The organism is Microbacterium sp. Root1433D1 (genome assembly GCF_001426835.1).
GTDB lineage: Bacteria > Actinomycetota > Actinomycetes > Actinomycetales > Microbacteriaceae > Microbacterium > Microbacterium maritypicum.
On sequence record NZ_LMFN01000002.1, the window covers coordinates 881,549 to 896,716 of the forward strand.

The following is a 15,168-nucleotide window of genomic DNA, read 5'->3' on the forward strand; positions in this document are numbered from 1 at the left end:
CGCGCGACATCCGTACCACGATACCCTGTGCCCACCGGCTCCCGCACGGCGGCGGCGGCGTCGGGATACACGAGCCGCTCGAGGAGGAGCACGTGAGCACATTCGACACGATCGTGATCGGCGCCGGGATGTCGGGGCTCACGAGCGCCCGGATGCTCGCCGACGCGGGCCAGAGCGTCGTGGTCCTGGAAGGACGCGACCGCATCGGCGGTCGGATGCACACCGACCGCGGTGCCGGATTCCCGGTCGACCTCGGCGCGTCGTGGATCCATGGGATCGAGGACTCGCCTCTGTGGAACCTCGTCCACGCGCTGAGGATCCCGGCGATCGAATACACCGTGGGGAGCTTCCAGGTGGGCGGGCGCCCGATCGAGAACTTCGACGGCGACGGGCATCCGATGGACGAGGCGGCCACCGCGCAGTGGATCGCCGACGTCGACATGGCCGATCGTCTGCTCGTGGAGGAGATCGCCGCCTCCTCCCCCGGCGACACCTACCTGGATGTGACCGAGCGTGCCCTCGACCGGTCGGGATTCGCTCCGGAGCGCATCGACGACATCCGCGAGTTCTTCCGCCATCGGGTCGAGGAGCAGTGCGGGGCCTGGATCGGCGACCTCGACGCCCATGGCCTCGACGAGGACGCGATCGAGGGCGACGAGGTGATCTTCCCCCGCGGGTACGACGAGCTGCCCCGACGCATCGGCTCCGGCCTCGATGTGCGCCTGGAGACGGTCGTGACGCGGGTGAGCCGGTCGGGCGACGGCGTCGTCGTGCACGCGGGCGAGACGCGGTACCGGGCCGCCAGGGCGATCGTGACCGTGCCCCTCGGGGTGCTCAAGGCGGGGACGATCGCGTTCGAGCCGGCACTGCCCGACGCGGTCGCAGGCCCCGTCTCCCGGCTCGGGATGGGCGTCTTCAACAAGGTGTTCGTCCAGTTCCCCGAGCGCTTCTGGAACGAGGGGACCTACGTGATCCGTGCCCTCGGCGAGGCCGGCGAGCACTGGCACTCCTGGTACGACGTCTCCGCCGTCAGCGGCATCCCGACACTGCTGACCTTCGCCGCCGGACCCTTCGGTCGCCGTATGCAGGAGCTTCCCGATGCGGAGATCGTCGCCGACGCGGTGAGCGCGCTCCGGGTCCTCTACCCGGATGCCGTGGGCGAGCCGCTCGCCCACTGGGTCACCCGCTGGGGTGAGGACGAGTTCTCGAACGGCTCCTACTCGCACCTCGCACTGGGTTCCACGCATCACGACCACGACGCGCTCGCAGGGCCCGTCGACGGGGTACTGCACTTCGCCGGCGAGGCCACCTGGGGCGACGAACCGGCAACCGTCGGTGCGGCGTTCTACTCCGGGCACCGGGCCGCGGAGCGCATCCTCGATCGCCCCGTCGACCTCACGGACTTCGCGGCCCGTATCACCGCGCGGGAGCAGACGGAAGCGCGTTGATCGCTCCGATCAGCCGGAACAGGTTGCCCACCTGCCGCTGATCCAGGTGCAGGATCAGACGCGGCAGGTCGAGGTTGTCGTCGTCGGCGACCTCGGGTTGCCGCGGAGCCGTCCGCTCGATCCGGCCCGTCGAGAGCATCGAGGCGAACTGCTGGTTGAGCGTTTCGATCTCGTCATCCGTCGGCACGGCCTTCAGGCGCAGCACCAGGGCGTCGCCCACCCACCGCAACGAGTCGTAGTTGTGCCAGAACCCGGTGATCTCCGCGCGCGCCGCCTCCACCGAATCCGTGATCACGACGCGGTCGAAGTCGCCCTCCGAGATCACTCCGGTCGGAGCGAGGTGATCGTCGATGAAGCTGCGCAGACCCTGCCAGAAGGTGCCGCCGGGTTCGTCGAGGAGAACGATGGGGGTCGGCTCGGCCTTCCCCGTCTGCTGAAGGGTGAGCAGCTCGAACATCTCGTCGAGAGTGCCGAATCCGCCGGGAAGGCAGATGAATCCGAGCGATTCCTTGATCAGCATGAGTTTGCGCGTGAAGAAGTACTTCATCGCGACGACGTGGTCCTGACCGGTCACGAAGCCGTTCGGCTTCTCCTCGAAGGGCAGCCGGATGGAGACGCCCAGCGAGAGAGCGGGGCCCGCTCCCTCCGACGCCGCCTGCATGATGCCGGGTCCGGCACCCGTGACGACCATCCAGCCGTCGCCCGCCAGGGCCGCCGCCACATCGCGAGCCGTGAGGTAGAGCGGATCGTCATGCCGGGTGCGGGCCGATCCGAAGACGGTCACCTTGGGGACTCCGCGGAACGGCGCGAACAGCCGGAACGCATCGCGCATCTCAGCCAGAGCCGCCGAGGCGATCTTGAGGTCGAGACGATCGGCACCGTCCTCGCCGAGCAGGATCGCCGTGCGCAGCATGCGCATGATCAATCGTCGATCGGCGTGCACTCCCGCGTCGTCGAGCACGGCGTTGATCTCGGAGCTGAGGGCCTCGGGGAGTGGTTCGTCGATCATGTCACCAGGGTGTCATGCGACGGTGCGACCGCGGGCCGCAACGCCGGGGTGTCGCTGCGAGACGCCGGCACCTCCCTGTCACGGCACCGCCACGGTGTCAATGCCCGTGACCACCGCCACGGCAGGCGGCACGCTGATGCCATGACCGAGATCACAGGACCCGAAGCCCTCGCCCGCGTCGCCGAGCTCGTGGAGGACATCGACATCACGATGCTCACCACCACCGACGACGACGGCAACCTCGTGAGTCGACCGATGTCGACCCGGCAGATGGACGATGCCGGCGACATCTGGTTCTTCACCTCCGAAGACACCGAGAAGGTCGATGAAGCGCGCAAGCACCGTGACGTCGGACTCGCCTACTGCGATGCGAAGGGGATGCGCTACGTGTCCGTCGCGGGAACGGCAGAGGTCGTGCATGACCGCGCGAAGATGGAGGAGCTCTACTCCGCGTCTCTGGAGATCTGGTTCGCCGACGGCCTCGACACTCCCGGCATCGCGCTTCTGAAGGTGACCCCGAAGGTCACGGAGTTCTGGGAACCCTCGAAGGGCAGGCTCGCGCTCGCTGCGGGTGCGCTCAAGTCCCTCGTCACCCGCGACACGCCTGACGACGACATCATGAACCACGGCCGCATCGTCTGCTGACGACGCGGCCGCACGGGCTCAGCGGGTGGAGAGCCGCCCGACGACCTCGTCGACGGTGACCGCGTCACGCTCCCCCGTGGCGCGGTCCCACAGCTCGACCTGGCCTTCGGCGGCCCCACGTCCGACGATGACGATCTTCGGGACGCCGACGAGTTCGGCGTCGCCGAACTTCACACCGGGCGATACCTTGGGGCGGTCGTCGTAGAGCACGTCGAGTCCCGCGGCCTCGAGCTGCGCGGAGATGCTCTCCGCCACCTCGAACGCGACCTGATCGCGACCCGCGGCGACGACCTGCACGTCGAACGGCGCGACGGACGCCGGCCAGATGAGGCCCTTGTCGTCGTTGTTGAGCTCGGCGATGATCGCGAGGATGCGGGTCACACCGATGCCGTACGAACCCATCGTCACCGTGACGAGCTTGCCGTTCTCGTTCAGCACCTTCAGCCCCAGGGCCTCGGCGTACTTGCGGCCGAGCTGGAAGACGTGTCCGATCTCCATGCCTCGCGCGAGCTCGACCGGCCCCGAGCCGTCGGGCGCCGGGTCACCCGCGCGCACGTTCGCGATCTCCACGACGCCGTCGGCGGCGAAGTCGCGTCCGGCGACGACGGAGTGCGCGTGCTTCTGGTCGATGTTCGCGCCGGTGATCCAGCTCGTGCCCTCGCTCACACGCGGGTCGACCAGGTAGCGGATCCCGGTCGCGGACTCCTCGCCGAGCACCGCCCCTGTGGGCGACCAAGGGCCGATGTAGCCCTTCACGAGCAGCGGGTTGTTCTCGAAGTCGTCGGCGGTCGCCGTCTCGACCTCGGCGGGCGCGAAGGCGACCTCGGCGCGCTTCTCGTCGACCTCGCGATCGCCGGGGATGCCGACGATGACCAGCTCGCGCGTGCCGTCGAGGTGCGTGAGTGCGACCACGACGTTCTTGAGGGTGTCGGCCGCGGTGTACTCGCCCTCGAGCTCACGGTTCGCGTGCACGACCAGCGTCTCGATGGTCGGCGTGTCCGGGGAATCGAAGATCACCGGGGTCGCGTCGGCGTCGTAGGCGATCGCCTCCGGAACCGCGGTGGTGAACGCCTCGACGTTGGCCGCGTATCCACCGGCGCTGCGCACGAAGGTGTCTTCTCCGACCGGTGTCGGGTGCAGGAACTCCTCGCTGCGGGATCCGCCCATGGCGCCGGCGTCGGCCTGGACGATCACGTACTCGAGTCCGAGCCGCTGGAAGATGCGCTCGTACGCGTCGCGCTGCGCCTGGTAGCTGGCGTCGAGACCCTCGTCGGACGAGTCGAAGGAGTACGCGTCCTTCATCGTGAACTCGCGGCCGCGGAGCAGGCCCGCCCGGGGGCGCGCCTCGTCACGGTACTTGTCCTGGATCTGGTAGATCGTGAGCGGCAGGTCTTTGTACGACGAGTACAGGTCCTTCACCAGCATGGTGAAGGCCTCCTCGTGCGTGGGCGCGAGGAGATAGTCGCCTCCCTTGCGATCCTGAAGACGGAAGAGCAGATCGCCGTACTCGTCCCAGCGGCCGGTGGCCTCGTAGGCCTCACGCGGCATGAGAGCCGGGAAGTGCACCTCCTGCGCGCCGGCAGCAGCCATCTCCTCGCGGACGACGGTCTCGATCTTCGACTTGACGCGCAGCCCCAGTGGCAGCCACGCGAAGATGCCGGCGGCCTGCGGGCGGATGTATCCGGCCCGGATCAGCAGCCGATGGCTGGCGACCTCTGCGCCTGCAGGGTCTTCACGGAGCGTGCGGAGGAAGAAGTTCGAAAGACGAGTGACCACGGAGCAAGTCTAGTGAGCCGCGGTCACTCGTCTTCGACCGTGTCAGTTCAGCGCCGGAAGGTTCCCCGGGACCACACCGCCCGCGTAGAGGTCGGCGGCGAGCTCCTGCAGCGCGGTCAACGCGACGCGCTGCGGCAGCGGACCGTACGAGATGCGCGCGACGCCGAGCTTCTCGTACTCGGAGGCGGCGAGGGCACCGGGGAGCCCGATGACGCTGACCTTGCGCTCTCCGATGCCCTCGACGAGCTGACGGGTGACGTTCATGTCGAGGATGCCGGGGATGAACACAGCCGTCGCTCCCGCGTCGAGGTACGCCCGACCGCGCTGGATGGCGTCGGCGATGCTCTCCGGCACCGGGCGCCCTCCGGCGCGCACGAACGCGTCGGTGCGGGCGTTGAGGGCGAACGGGACGCCCTCGTCCTCCGCCGCCTTCACGATCGCTGCGACAGCGGCGACGGACTCGTCGAGCGGCTTGAGGCGATCCTCGATGTTCGCGCCGACGACCCCGACGCCGATAGCGAGGCGCGTGGCCTCGCCCGCGTCGCCGTATCCGTCATCGAGGTCGGCCGAGACCGGCACCGCGACGGCAGCCGCGATGCGACCCACCATGTCGATCATGATGTCGCGCGGGGTGGCGCCGTCGTCATACCCGAACGACGCGGCGATGCCGTGGCCGGCCGTGGCGATCGCCTTCGTCTCGGGGAGAGCGGCGACCGCCCGTGCGGAGACGACGTCCCACACATTCACGACGCGGAGGATCTCCGGTGCGTCATAGAGTCCGACAAGGGTCTGGGCCTTGGCTGCAGTGGTCATGAGTCCACGCTAACGCGGGTTGCCATCCGCAGGGCCGGTTCGCCGAGCTCCTCCCGATCACTCGCGCCTAGGGTGGAGCCATGCCTCAGCGCCGATCACACGTCGCCCCGTCTGCCGCCCAGACCGAACTGGCCACGGCGCTCGCCGCTCTTCGCGAGTCGGCCGAAGCCCCCGTCGACTTCCCTGAGGATGTGATCGCCGAAGCTGAGGCATCGGCGGCGACCGTACCCGAACTCGACCTTCGCGACATCCCCTTCGCGACGCTCGATCCCGAGGGTTCTCGCGACCTCGATCAGGCGTTTCATCTCGAGCGCGACGGCAGCGGCTACACGGTTCGCTACGCGATCGCCGACGTCCCCGGCTTCGTCGTCCCGGGTGGCGCTGTCGATGCCGAGGCTCGGCGGCGCGGACAGACCCTGTACGCCGCCGACGGCTCGATCCCCCTGCATCCGCGGGTCCTGAGCGAGGATCGCGCGTCGCTGCTCGCCGATGTCGATCGACCGGCATTGGTGTGGACATTCGCCCTCGACTCCGCCGGCGTGGTCTCGACCTTCCGTCTGGAGCGCGCGTCGATCCGCTCGCGCGCCCAGCTCGACTACGCCACGACCCAGATGTCGCTCGATCTCGGCGAAGACGGGCCAGCCGCGCTGCTGCCCGAGATCGGCGCCCTGCGGATGGAGCAGGAGCGCCTGCGCGGCGGAGCGAGCCTGAACCTGCCCGATGAAGAGGTCGTGCGCGCCCAGGACGGCACCTATGCGATCGAGCGTCGCAGCCCGCTGCCCGTGGAGGAATGGAACGCCCAGCTCTCGCTCATGACGGGGATGGCAGCCGCGACCCTGATGCTCGATGCCGGGGTGGGGATCCTTCGGACCATGCCGGAACCGGATGACGCTGCGTTCGAGACGTTCCGGCACCAGACGGAAGCCCTCGGTCGAGCGTGGACGACGGGCACCTACGGCGAGTACCTGCGAAACCTCGACCGCGCCGACCCGATGACGCTCCCCGTGCTGGAGGCCGCTTCGTCACTGTTCCGCGGAGCGGGGTATCTGGTGTTCGACGGCGAGACGCCGAAGGATGCTGTGCAAGCCGCCATCGCCGCCCCCTATGCTCACGCGACCGCTCCCCTGCGCCGACTGGTCGATCGGTGGGCCCTCGCGATCTGCCTCGCCGCCTCGAACGGCACGCCTGCCCCCGAATGGGCACGCGCCTCACTCGCCGAGCTGCCCGCGCTGATGCAGGAGTCCGGTCAGCGCGCCTCACGACTGAACGCCGCCACGATCAACAGCGTCGAAGCCGCGCTCCTGACGCCGCTGGTCGGCTCGACGATGGAGGCGACCGTGATCGAGCTGCGGGGCGAGCGTGCGGCGATCCAACTCGCCGACCCCGCGGTCACGGCGACGGCACCCCTGCCCATGGGGGCGAAGCCGGGCGATGTCGTCCAGCTCCGGGTGGCTCGGGCTGACATCGCGAAGGGAGAGGTCGAGTTCGCGATCTGAACATCCTGTCGGCGGCCTGACGTCGTCGGTGCCCACGGCCATACTGGCGGGATGCCTTCACCGTCCGCACCCGTCGATCGCTCGCCACAGAACCAGCCCGACCTCTTCGCGCTGGCGTCTGCATTCATCGAAGTCCCGGTATCGTCCTGGCGATCAGCACCGTGGTGGTTCTTTCGACTTTGCCTCGCCGTCCCCCTTTCCTGTGCGTCCGTCGTGGTCTTCGCTCTGGCGCCGAGCCAGCGCGAGCCCGGTGTCACGATGTTCATCGGTGCGGGAGTCGCCTGCGCTGTCGCCTCAGTGATCCTCATGCTGACGCTCCTGACAGCCGATGCCTACACGAAGGTGACCCGGTTCGCGCGAAGGGTCCGGCACTGGATCAGCAATGCGATGCTGGGGCTTTCCGTCCTCTTCGTCGTCGTGCTCGCTCTCGGATCGGTGGCAGCAGGCATGACACCGGGGGTGAACAGCGACCCGCAGGTCCTGCTCCTGCTCACGACCACCGCGGTGGTGGCGGCTTTCTGGGGATGGATGGCGCTGATGATGACACCACCGTTCCTGTCCACCGCTCCGACGAGCGATCTGCATCAAGCTGGTCGGTCCTTCTCCGCGATGACGGCAGCGGCTGTCGTGCTGGTCGCCTACACCTGCTGGTTCCTCCACCCGCAGATCGAGGTGGGTGGATCCATCTCCGTTGCGCTCGTCGCGGTCGCCGCTTGCGTCGCAGGTCGGGGGCGTGTCGTGGCAGGGATGGAGCAGAGAAGGCAGCATCTTCTGGAGATTCTCGACGAGGGGATCACCGGTCGTAGCGACGGCTCGACCGGCGGACCCTCACCTCTCGCTTCCACCCTCCTCCGATTGCAGAGCGTGGCAAGCCCCAGCCCGTTCGCCAGGAGCCCGCTCCTCGATGCCCCGGCGTCGGCGGCCTGGGAGGTGCGCATGATGTTGGAGTTCTTGATCTCCGAGTACGGCGAAGGTCCGTTCCCGATCGATCTGGAACGCCGACGCGATCAGCTTGCGATGTGGAAGGAGCTCGACGACGCTGAGAGGAGCGCTGCGGTGAGGGATCTGTTGCGAGCCTTGAGGTCACGCCTCGTATCGCCACACCGTCGCGCGGCGTGAGGCTGACGTCAGTCGGCTGGCGTCGCCACGGTCGTCATGACCAGGAGCTGAGGATCGCTCAGGTCGAGCGACACCGTGATCGAGGCGAACGCGGCGAGCGAGTCGACGTGCGTTCCTCCGCAGAGGATCACGGCCTCGCCCTCGGGGAGTTCGCAGTGCCAACGACGACGGTCGACGATGGACGGCCCCTCGGTCTCGACGCTGCTGGAGACACCGGCGGCGACCCATGCCGCGAGCTGGTCGTTGACGCGTGCTTCCCGATCGGTGAGCGTCGCCGCGAACGTCTCGGTGTCGAACCCGGCCCTGCGCAGGCTCTTGCCCAGACGGTACTCGTCGACGGCCCCGTCCTCGTGGATCCGACTCGACTGATTGGCGCGGCCCTCGAAGTCGGGGGCACCGAGGGCGTCGACACCGGGTTCCTTGCGCCAGAGGTCCGCCAGGGCCCGGTCGAGCGCGAGAGAGGCGAGGTGACATGCGGTGTGGCCGCGGCTGAGGCCGACACGACGCGCACCCTCGACCGAGAGCGTCACCCGCGCACCCTCGACGAGAGCAGCCGGAGCGGCACCCTCGATCCGATGCCCGACGAGCCAGGTCCAGCCGTCGGCCCCGCGCTTGACGGGGATGTCGCTCCCGACGGCGAACTCGCCCTCATCCGAGATCGCGGCCATCAGCGCCTCCGTCACCTGGACGGTGTCGCCGGCGACCGCGATGGTCCCCGTGTCGCCCGGCTGATCCGGCCAGGTGTGGTCGACGGGGTGGAAGGGTGTCGTGTCCACGACCACGACGGGGCCGTCCGGGTGGTTCTCGACACGGGTGACGATGCCATCTCCGGCGATGGCCCCTGCCGCGAAGGTCACGATGGTGGGCGTCGACATAGTTCTCCTAGGATTCGACGGCACGCAGTCGGCGCGCGGGCTCCACAGCCCGCAGCTGACGTGTCAGTGGGACGGGGGGATGGTGAAGCTGGCGAGCTTGTCGCCCTCGACGACGAAGATGCCGTCGGACTCACCGTTGAAGACGCGACTCGCCCATCCGAAACGGAGGCGCGTGGTGTCGCCCTCGGTCTCGGCCGAGAGCACGGTCATCTGCGCACCGGCGCCGATCGCGTCACTGCCCGCCCAGTCGCGCACCCCAGCGGGGCCGGCCTTGACCGTGCCCCAATCGCTGACGAAACCGTCGGCGGTGAAGGCATCCACGAATGCCTCGGTGTCGGCGGCGTTGATCGCGTCGATCATCGCCTGCACAGGAGCGGGAAGTGTGTGATCGGACATGTGGTGCTCCTCCTGGCTCAGACCGTGACGACCTGGGCGGTGCCGAGCGGCGCTTCCGGGCCCATCTCTGCGGCGATGCGGTTGGCTTCTTCGATCAGCGTGGCGACGATGTCCGCCTCGGGCACGGTCTTGATGACTTCACCCTTCACGAAGATCTGCCCCTTGCCGTTGCCCGAGGCGACGCCGAGGTCGGCCTCTCGGGCCTCACCGGGTCCGTTGACGACGCAGCCCATCACGGCGACCCGCAGCGGGACGGTCATGTCCTTGAGTCCCTCGGTGACGTTCTCGGCCAACGTGTATACGTCGACCTGCGCACGACCGCACGAGGGGCACGAGACGATCTCGAGCTTGCGCTCACGCAGGTTCAGCGACTGCAGGATCTGGTGGCCCACCTTGACCTCTTCGGCCGGCGGCGCCGACAGCGACACCCGGATCGTGTCGCCGATGCCCTCGCCGAGCAGGATGCCGAACGCCGTGGCGCTCTTGATCGTGCCTTGGAACGCCGGGCCGGCCTCGGTCACGCCGAGGTGCAGAGGCCAATCGCCCCGCTCAGCCAGCAGCCGGTACGCCTTGACCATCACGATCGGGTCGTTGTGCTTGACCGAGATCTTGAAGTCGTGGAAGTCGTGCTCCTCGAACAGCGACGCCTCCCAGACGGCGCTCTCGACCAGCGCCTCGGCCGTCGCCTTGCCGTACTTGGTGAGGATGCGGCGGTCGAGCGATCCGGCGTTGACACCGATGCGCAGCGAAACACCCGCGGCCTTCGCCGCCTCCGCGATCTTGCCGACGTTGCCGTCGAACTCCCGGATGTTCCCGGGGTTCACTCGAACCGCCCCGCATCCGGCGTCGATCGCCGTGTAGATGTAGCGCGGCTGGAAGTGGATATCGGCGATCACAGGGATCTGGCTCTTCATCGCGATGATCTTCAGCGCGTCGGCATCGTCCTGATGCGGCACGGCGACGCGCACGATCTCGCAACCGGAGGCCGTGAGCTCGGCGATCTGCTGGAGAGTCCCGTTGATGTCGGTCGTCTTCGTGGTCGTCATCGACTGCACGCTGACGGGAGCGTCGCCGCCCACGAGCACCTTGCCCACTTTGATCTGCCGGGACTTACGGCGCGGGGCGAGGACTTCGGGGATCTTCGGCATTCCGAGGTTCACTGCTGGCACCCCTCAAGCCTACGCCGCCAGGATGCAAGTGGGCTGGACGGACGCACCTACGCTGGATGAATGGCAGTCGTCCTCCTCACCGGCTTCGAACCCTTCGACGGCGCCGCGCGCAACCCGTCTGCGGATGCGGTGAACGCCGTGCTGGACGACTACGACGGCCCGCAGGACCTGGTCGTCGCGACTCTTCCCGTCGCATTCGACGCCTCGGCGCGTCGCCTCCGCGCCCTGATCGAGCGCCACTCCCCTGATGTCGTCATCGCCACCGGACTCGCCGGTGGGAGCTCGCACATCGCCCTCGAGCGCATCGGGGTGAACCTGATCGATGCGCGCATCCCCGACAACGACGGCGCTCAGCCCGTCGACGTGCCCAGCGAGGCCGGCGGCCCTGCGGCGCGGTTCTCGACGCTTCCCGTCAAGCGTCTCGTCGACGAGCTGATCGCCGAAGGACTCCCGGCGCGGCTCTCGCTGTCGGCGGGCGCGTACGTGTGCAACCACGTGCTGTACACCGCGCTGGGTGCGATCGGGCCGAATGCTATCGCAGGGTTCGTGCACCTCCCCTGGTCGACCGGCACCGCTCCCGCAGACGCTCCTCATCTCGCCGAGGCGCAGCTGGCTCGCGCGGTGCGTCTCGTCGTCGATCACGCCCTTGACACCGAGACGAAAGAGCCGGGCGGCAGCATCTGGTGACGTCATCGCGCTCGGGCCGCCACGCGCGATGTGGTAGTTTCGGCCCCATGCTCGCGAACTTCACCTGGTGGCCCGCCTTCTAGGCGGTGTGTTCGCGTTCCCACGAATTCAGACCGCCGACCTCGGCGGTCTTTTCGTTGCGCCGAGCCGGAGCACAGCACAGGAGACATCGATGACCCTCTCACGACTCGCCGAGCTCAGCGCCGATCCGACGGCGTCCTTCGTGCTGATCGCACGTGACGGCGCCGACACCGTCGAGCTGCTCAGCGGGGAGGTCGTCGACGTCGATCTGCTCGCGGACATCCCGCTGACCATCGACGGTACCCCTCGCGAGGTGTTCTCGATGGTCCCCTATCGCCAGGTGCGTGAACGCGGATTCGTCGCCCAGGACGACGGTGCGCCGCTGCGGTGCGTGGTCGTCGACGAGCACCTGCACCTGCCCACCGCGGAACTTCTCACGGCCCTCCCCCGCACACCCGTCGCGCTCCACGACGACGGCTTCGACATCGCCGACGCCGAGTACGCCGCGATCGTCGAGAAGGTCATCGCCGAAGAGATCGGCCGTGGGGAGGGTGCGAACTTCGTCATCCGACGCGATTTCACCGCCGGCATCGACGTCGACGACCGGACGGCCGCCCTCACCTGGTTCCGTGCGCTGCTCACGCACGAACGCGGCGCCTACTGGACCTTCGCCGTCGTCACTCCCGGGCACATCGCCGTCGGCGCCAGCCCGGAGGCCCATGTGGTCGCCCGCGAAGGCATCGTCACGATGAACCCGATCTCCGGAACGTTCCGTCACCCGGCCGGTGGTTCGACGAAGGAGACGCTGATCGACTTCCTCGCCTCGACCAAGGAGACCGAGGAACTGTTCATGGTCGTCGACGAGGAACTCAAGATGATGAGCGCCGTGTGCTCCGACGGTGGGCGGATCACCGGCCCCCACCTCAAGGAGATGTCGCGGCTCACGCACACCGAGTACATGCTTCGCGGACGCAGCTCCCTCGATCCGCGCGACATCCTGCGCGAGACCATGTTCGCGCCGACCGTCACCGGGTCGCCCATGCAGAACGCGTGCGCCGTCATCCGTCGCCACGAGCGCGAGCCCCGCGGCTACTACTCCGGAGTCGCCGCCCTGTTCACCCCGAACGCCGACGGCGGCCACGACCTGGACGCGCCGATCCTCATCCGTACCGTGTACCTCCAGGACGGCACCCTCCGCGTGCCGGTCGGTGCGACGCTCGTTCGGCACTCCGACCCGATGGGCGAGGTGTCCGAGACGCACGGCAAGGCCGCCGGTGTGCTGGGTGCCATCGGAGCGATCGACCGGGACCGCGTCGCCGAGGCACGCAGCGATGCGGACGCTCCGGGCGCGGCACGTGCCCTCGCCGACGACCCCGCGATCGCCGAGCTGCTCTCGTCGCGCAACGCCCGTCTGGCCGAGTTCTGGCTCAACCCGCAGGGCGAGGAGTTCACGGGCCCGTTCGCCGGACACTCGGCCCTCGTCGTGGATGCCGAGGACCGTTTCACGACCATGCTCGCCCACCAGCTGCGCCATCTGGGTCTCGCGGTGACCATCGCCCCCTGGAGCGAGGTGCGGGACGCCGATCTGGATGCCGCAGACCTCGTCGTCGCAGGCCCAGGTCCCGGAGATCCGCGGGATACGGAGAACGCCCGCATCGCCAGGATGCGCGCCGTGGTCGCGCGTCGGCTCGATTCCGACGCACCGCTGCTCGCGGTGTGCCTCAGCCACCAGATCCTCGCCGACAGGCTCGGCATCTCGCTGACTCCGCTCGATACCCCGCATCAGGGTCTGCAGAAATCCGTGCCGGTGTTCGGAGAGGACGCATCGATCGGCTTCTACAACACCTTCACCGCGCGGGTCAGCCCTGGCACGATGACCGTCGGGGATGCCGACGTGTCAGCGGATCCCGACTCCGGCGATGTGTACGCGCTCCGCGGGGCGCAGTTCGCCTCGGTGCAGGGACATCTCGAGTCGATCCTCTCGCGCGACGGGATCCGCACGCTCGAGCGCCTCGTGTCGCACGCCCTCGCCTGATCCGTCGAACCGGGGTCGGTCAGAGCTCGAGCGATACTCGGGAGCGGAGCAGGCGTCGCTCCGCGTCGTTCACCGCGAGCTCGTGGGCATCGCGGAGTGCCGCGAGAGCCTCGTCTTCCCGTCCGGCTCGCCGCAGCAGGTCACCGCGCACGGCATGCCAGAGGTGGAAGCGCACCAGATCATCATGAAGGACCTCCACCTCTGCGAGCGCGTGCTTCACGTCGCCGGTCTGCCCCACCGCGACGGCGCGATTGAGACGAACCACGGGCGACGCATCGTGGACGAGAAGCAGATCGTAGAGCGCGACGATCTGGGCCCAGTCCGTGTCGGCGAAGTGCTGCGCATCGGAATGGCACGCGGCGATGGCCGCATGCAACTGCCAACGACCTGACCGCCGCATCCCGGCAGCGCGCGAGAGCGCTCGATGGGCATCGCGTTGAAGCGCGGCGTCCCACCGCGTCCGGTCCTGGTCGGCGAGCAGCACCATCTCGCCCTCGAGCGCTCGCGCGGGCTCCCTGCTGCGATGGAACTTCAGCAGCGCCACCAGCCCCCATGCTTCGGGTTCACCAGGGAGGGCGTGCGCCACGACCTCCGCCAGCCACAGTGCGTCTTCTGCGACGTCGCGATCCGCCCCGGAGTCCGCGCCCGGCAGGAGATGCGCCATGTTGTACATGACCGAGATCACGGTGAGGACCATGTCCAGGCGCGGTGCCCGCTCCCCGCCCTCCGGCACACGCAGCGGGATCCCTGCCGCGCCGATCCTGCGCTTGGCGCGCACGATGCGCTGTCCGACAGCGGTCGGGGTGCTCATCGTCGCCCTGGCAATCTGCGCGGTCGTCAGGCCGCACACCGCGCGCAGGGTGAGCGCGAGCTGTGCGGGCTCGGACAGCGCCGGATGGCAGCATCCGAACAGCAGAGGCAGTCGCTCATCCATTTCGGTGTCGACCAGCGGTGCCCGGTCGGAGAGGATCGCGAGCTTCTGGCGGTAGCGCTTGTCGCGGCGCAGCCGATCGAGTGCGTTGTGACGCGCAGCCGTGGTGAGCCACGCGGCCGGACTCGGCGGGACTCCCCTCACGCGCCATCCGACCAGAGCTTCGGCGACAGCCTCGGCCACGGACTCCTCCGCGAGATCGAGGTTGCCGAGCGACGTGGTGAGGGCCGCGACGATCCGGGCGGACTCGGCTCGGACCACCCGTTCCAGGGCGCGATCGGATGCCGCGTCCCCCGATGACGCGGCATCCGAGGCGTTCACTGCTCGAACTGGCTGTAGTCCGTCACGATCGGACGGATCTCGACCGAGGTGCCCTCGAGCTCGAGCATCGGCCACGTCCGCGCCAGGGCGATCGCGGCGTCGAGGTCGGCCACATCGATGAGAGTGAAGCCGCCGACGGCCTCACGGGCCTCCGTGAAGGGACCGTCGACGACGACTGCGCCCGTGGCCCCGTGTCGCACGGTGGTCGCCGCATCGACCGGCTGCAGTTCTGCGCCGCTGTCCTCGATCGAGTCGGCATTGTCCTGGAACCACTGGTAGACACGCGCGTACACGTCTTGAGCGACCTCCGGCGAGACGGCGGCGTCGTGCTCGGGGGTGGATGTGAACATGATGACGTACTTCATGAGGTTCGTCCTTTCGTCTTGAGAACCGTTTCACCCCTTCAGCGAACGGACAAGGACGATTT

The 15,168-nt window shown here is 68.6% G+C and carries 14 protein-coding genes; 6 read left to right on the forward strand and 8 right to left on the reverse strand.

What is annotated here, in order from left to right:
• Window positions 1-92: 92 nt before the first annotated feature.
• Complete coding sequence (locus ASD13_RS10140) at window positions 93-1,448, forward strand: flavin monoamine oxidase family protein (protein WP_055868807.1); 1,356 nt, start codon at window positions 93-95, stop codon at window positions 1,446-1,448.
• Here the strand turns inward: ASD13_RS10140 and ASD13_RS10145 are convergent.
• Window positions 1,417-2,457: a TIGR00730 family Rossman fold protein gene (locus ASD13_RS10145; protein WP_055868809.1), complete on the reverse strand. Its 1,041-nt coding sequence runs from the start codon at window positions 2,455-2,457 to the stop codon at window positions 1,417-1,419. The two genes, ASD13_RS10140 and ASD13_RS10145, sit on opposite strands and share 32 nt — an antisense overlap.
• A gap of 141 nt (window positions 2,458-2,598) precedes the next feature.
• On the opposite strand from ASD13_RS10145, the gene ASD13_RS10150 reads away from it, so the two are divergent.
• On the forward strand, window positions 2,599-3,102 hold the full coding sequence (locus tag ASD13_RS10150) for a pyridoxamine 5'-phosphate oxidase family protein (protein WP_055868812.1): 504 nt from the start codon (window positions 2,599-2,601) through the stop codon (window positions 3,100-3,102).
• 18 nt (window positions 3,103-3,120) lie between these two features.
• On the opposite strand, the gene ASD13_RS10155 is transcribed toward ASD13_RS10150, so the two are convergent.
• Both ASD13_RS10155 and ASD13_RS10160 read right to left on the reverse strand, forming a co-directional pair.
• On the reverse strand, window positions 3,121-4,878 hold the full coding sequence (locus ASD13_RS10155) for a proline--tRNA ligase (RefSeq protein WP_055868815.1): 1,758 nt from the start codon (window positions 4,876-4,878) through the stop codon (window positions 3,121-3,123).
• A 42-nt stretch (window positions 4,879-4,920) separates the two neighbouring features.
• On the reverse strand, window positions 4,921-5,691 hold the full coding sequence (locus ASD13_RS10160; protein WP_055868817.1) for an isocitrate lyase/PEP mutase family protein: 771 nt from the start codon (window positions 5,689-5,691) through the stop codon (window positions 4,921-4,923).
• An 80-nt stretch (window positions 5,692-5,771) separates the two neighbouring features.
• Here ASD13_RS10160 and ASD13_RS10165 point away from each other — a divergent pair, with 80 nt between their 5' ends.
• Together ASD13_RS10165 and ASD13_RS10170 are read left to right on the forward strand one after the other, a co-directional pair.
• Window positions 5,772-7,187 (forward strand): RNB domain-containing ribonuclease, encoded by a 1,416-nt coding sequence (locus ASD13_RS10165; protein WP_055868820.1) that lies wholly within the window; start codon window positions 5,772-5,774, stop codon window positions 7,185-7,187.
• Between the two features lie 213 nt (window positions 7,188-7,400).
• Window positions 7,401-8,306 (forward strand): hypothetical protein, encoded by a 906-nt coding sequence (locus ASD13_RS10170; protein WP_055868823.1) that lies wholly within the window; start codon window positions 7,401-7,403, stop codon window positions 8,304-8,306.
• Window positions 8,307-8,314: 8 nt separating this feature from the next.
• Here ASD13_RS10170 and ASD13_RS10175 read toward each other — a convergent pair whose 3' ends face one another.
• The 3 genes from ASD13_RS10175 to ispG all read right to left on the reverse strand — a co-directional run bounded on the left by ASD13_RS10175 (window position 8,315) and on the right by ispG (window position 10,746).
• Window positions 8,315-9,181 carry a hypothetical protein gene (locus tag ASD13_RS10175; protein ID WP_055868825.1) on the reverse strand — a complete coding sequence of 289 codons (867 nt, stop codon included), beginning with the start codon at window positions 9,179-9,181 and terminating at the stop codon, window positions 8,315-8,317.
• A gap of 63 nt (window positions 9,182-9,244) precedes the next feature.
• Window positions 9,245-9,577: a nuclear transport factor 2 family protein gene (locus tag ASD13_RS10180; RefSeq protein ID WP_055868827.1), complete on the reverse strand. Its 333-nt coding sequence runs from the start codon at window positions 9,575-9,577 to the stop codon at window positions 9,245-9,247.
• A gap of 17 nt (window positions 9,578-9,594) precedes the next feature.
• The gene (ispG, locus tag ASD13_RS10185) at window positions 9,595-10,746 is read right to left on the reverse strand and encodes a flavodoxin-dependent (E)-4-hydroxy-3-methylbut-2-enyl-diphosphate synthase (protein WP_174233197.1); all 1,152 of its coding nucleotides are present in this window, start codon (window positions 10,744-10,746) and stop codon (window positions 9,595-9,597) included.
• Between the two features lie 60 nt (window positions 10,747-10,806).
• Between ispG and ASD13_RS10190 the strand changes: the two genes are divergently transcribed.
• Together ASD13_RS10190 and ASD13_RS10195 are read left to right on the forward strand one after the other, a co-directional pair.
• Complete coding sequence (locus ASD13_RS10190; protein WP_055868830.1) at window positions 10,807-11,433, forward strand: pyroglutamyl-peptidase I family protein; 627 nt, start codon at window positions 10,807-10,809, stop codon at window positions 11,431-11,433.
• 172 nt (window positions 11,434-11,605) lie between these two features.
• Window positions 11,606-13,489 (forward strand): chorismate-binding protein, encoded by a 1,884-nt coding sequence (locus tag ASD13_RS10195; protein WP_055868832.1) that lies wholly within the window; start codon window positions 11,606-11,608, stop codon window positions 13,487-13,489.
• Window positions 13,490-13,508: 19 nt separating this feature from the next.
• Here ASD13_RS10195 and ASD13_RS10200 read toward each other — a convergent pair whose 3' ends face one another.
• Together ASD13_RS10200 and ASD13_RS10205 are read right to left on the reverse strand one after the other, a co-directional pair.
• On the reverse strand, window positions 13,509-14,741 hold the full coding sequence (locus tag ASD13_RS10200) for an RNA polymerase sigma factor (protein WP_055868834.1): 1,233 nt from the start codon (window positions 14,739-14,741) through the stop codon (window positions 13,509-13,511).
• Window positions 14,738-15,106 (reverse strand): YciI family protein, encoded by a 369-nt coding sequence (locus ASD13_RS10205; RefSeq protein ID WP_055868837.1) that lies wholly within the window; start codon window positions 15,104-15,106, stop codon window positions 14,738-14,740. The genes ASD13_RS10200 and ASD13_RS10205 overlap by 4 nt, the downstream gene beginning before the upstream one ends.
• Window positions 15,107-15,168: the final 62 nt, after the last annotated feature.

Excerpts from the sequence above, each read along its gene's own strand:
- ASD13_RS10145 (WP_055868809.1), bottom strand. The coding sequence starts at position 2,457 with ATGATCGACGAACCACTCCCCGAGGCCCTCAGCTCCGAGATCAACGCC.
- ASD13_RS10150 (WP_055868812.1), top strand. The coding sequence starts at position 2,599 with ATGACCGAGATCACAGGACCCGAAGCCCTCGCCCGCGTCGCCGAGCTC.
- ASD13_RS10160 (WP_055868817.1), bottom strand. The coding sequence starts at position 5,691 with ATGACCACTGCAGCCAAGGCCCAGACCCTTGTCGGACTCTATGACGCA.
- ASD13_RS10165 (WP_055868820.1), top strand. The coding sequence starts at position 5,772 with ATGCCTCAGCGCCGATCACACGTCGCCCCGTCTGCCGCCCAGACCGAA.
- ASD13_RS10175 (WP_055868825.1), bottom strand. The coding sequence starts at position 9,181 with ATGTCGACGCCCACCATCGTGACCTTCGCGGCAGGGGCCATCGCCGGA.
- ASD13_RS10180 (WP_055868827.1), bottom strand. The coding sequence starts at position 9,577 with ATGTCCGATCACACACTTCCCGCTCCTGTGCAGGCGATGATCGACGCG.
- ASD13_RS10190 (WP_055868830.1), top strand. The coding sequence starts at position 10,807 with ATGGCAGTCGTCCTCCTCACCGGCTTCGAACCCTTCGACGGCGCCGCG.
- ASD13_RS10195 (WP_055868832.1), top strand. The coding sequence starts at position 11,606 with ATGACCCTCTCACGACTCGCCGAGCTCAGCGCCGATCCGACGGCGTCC.
- ASD13_RS10205 (WP_055868837.1), bottom strand. The coding sequence starts at position 15,106 with ATGAAGTACGTCATCATGTTCACATCCACCCCCGAGCACGACGCCGCC.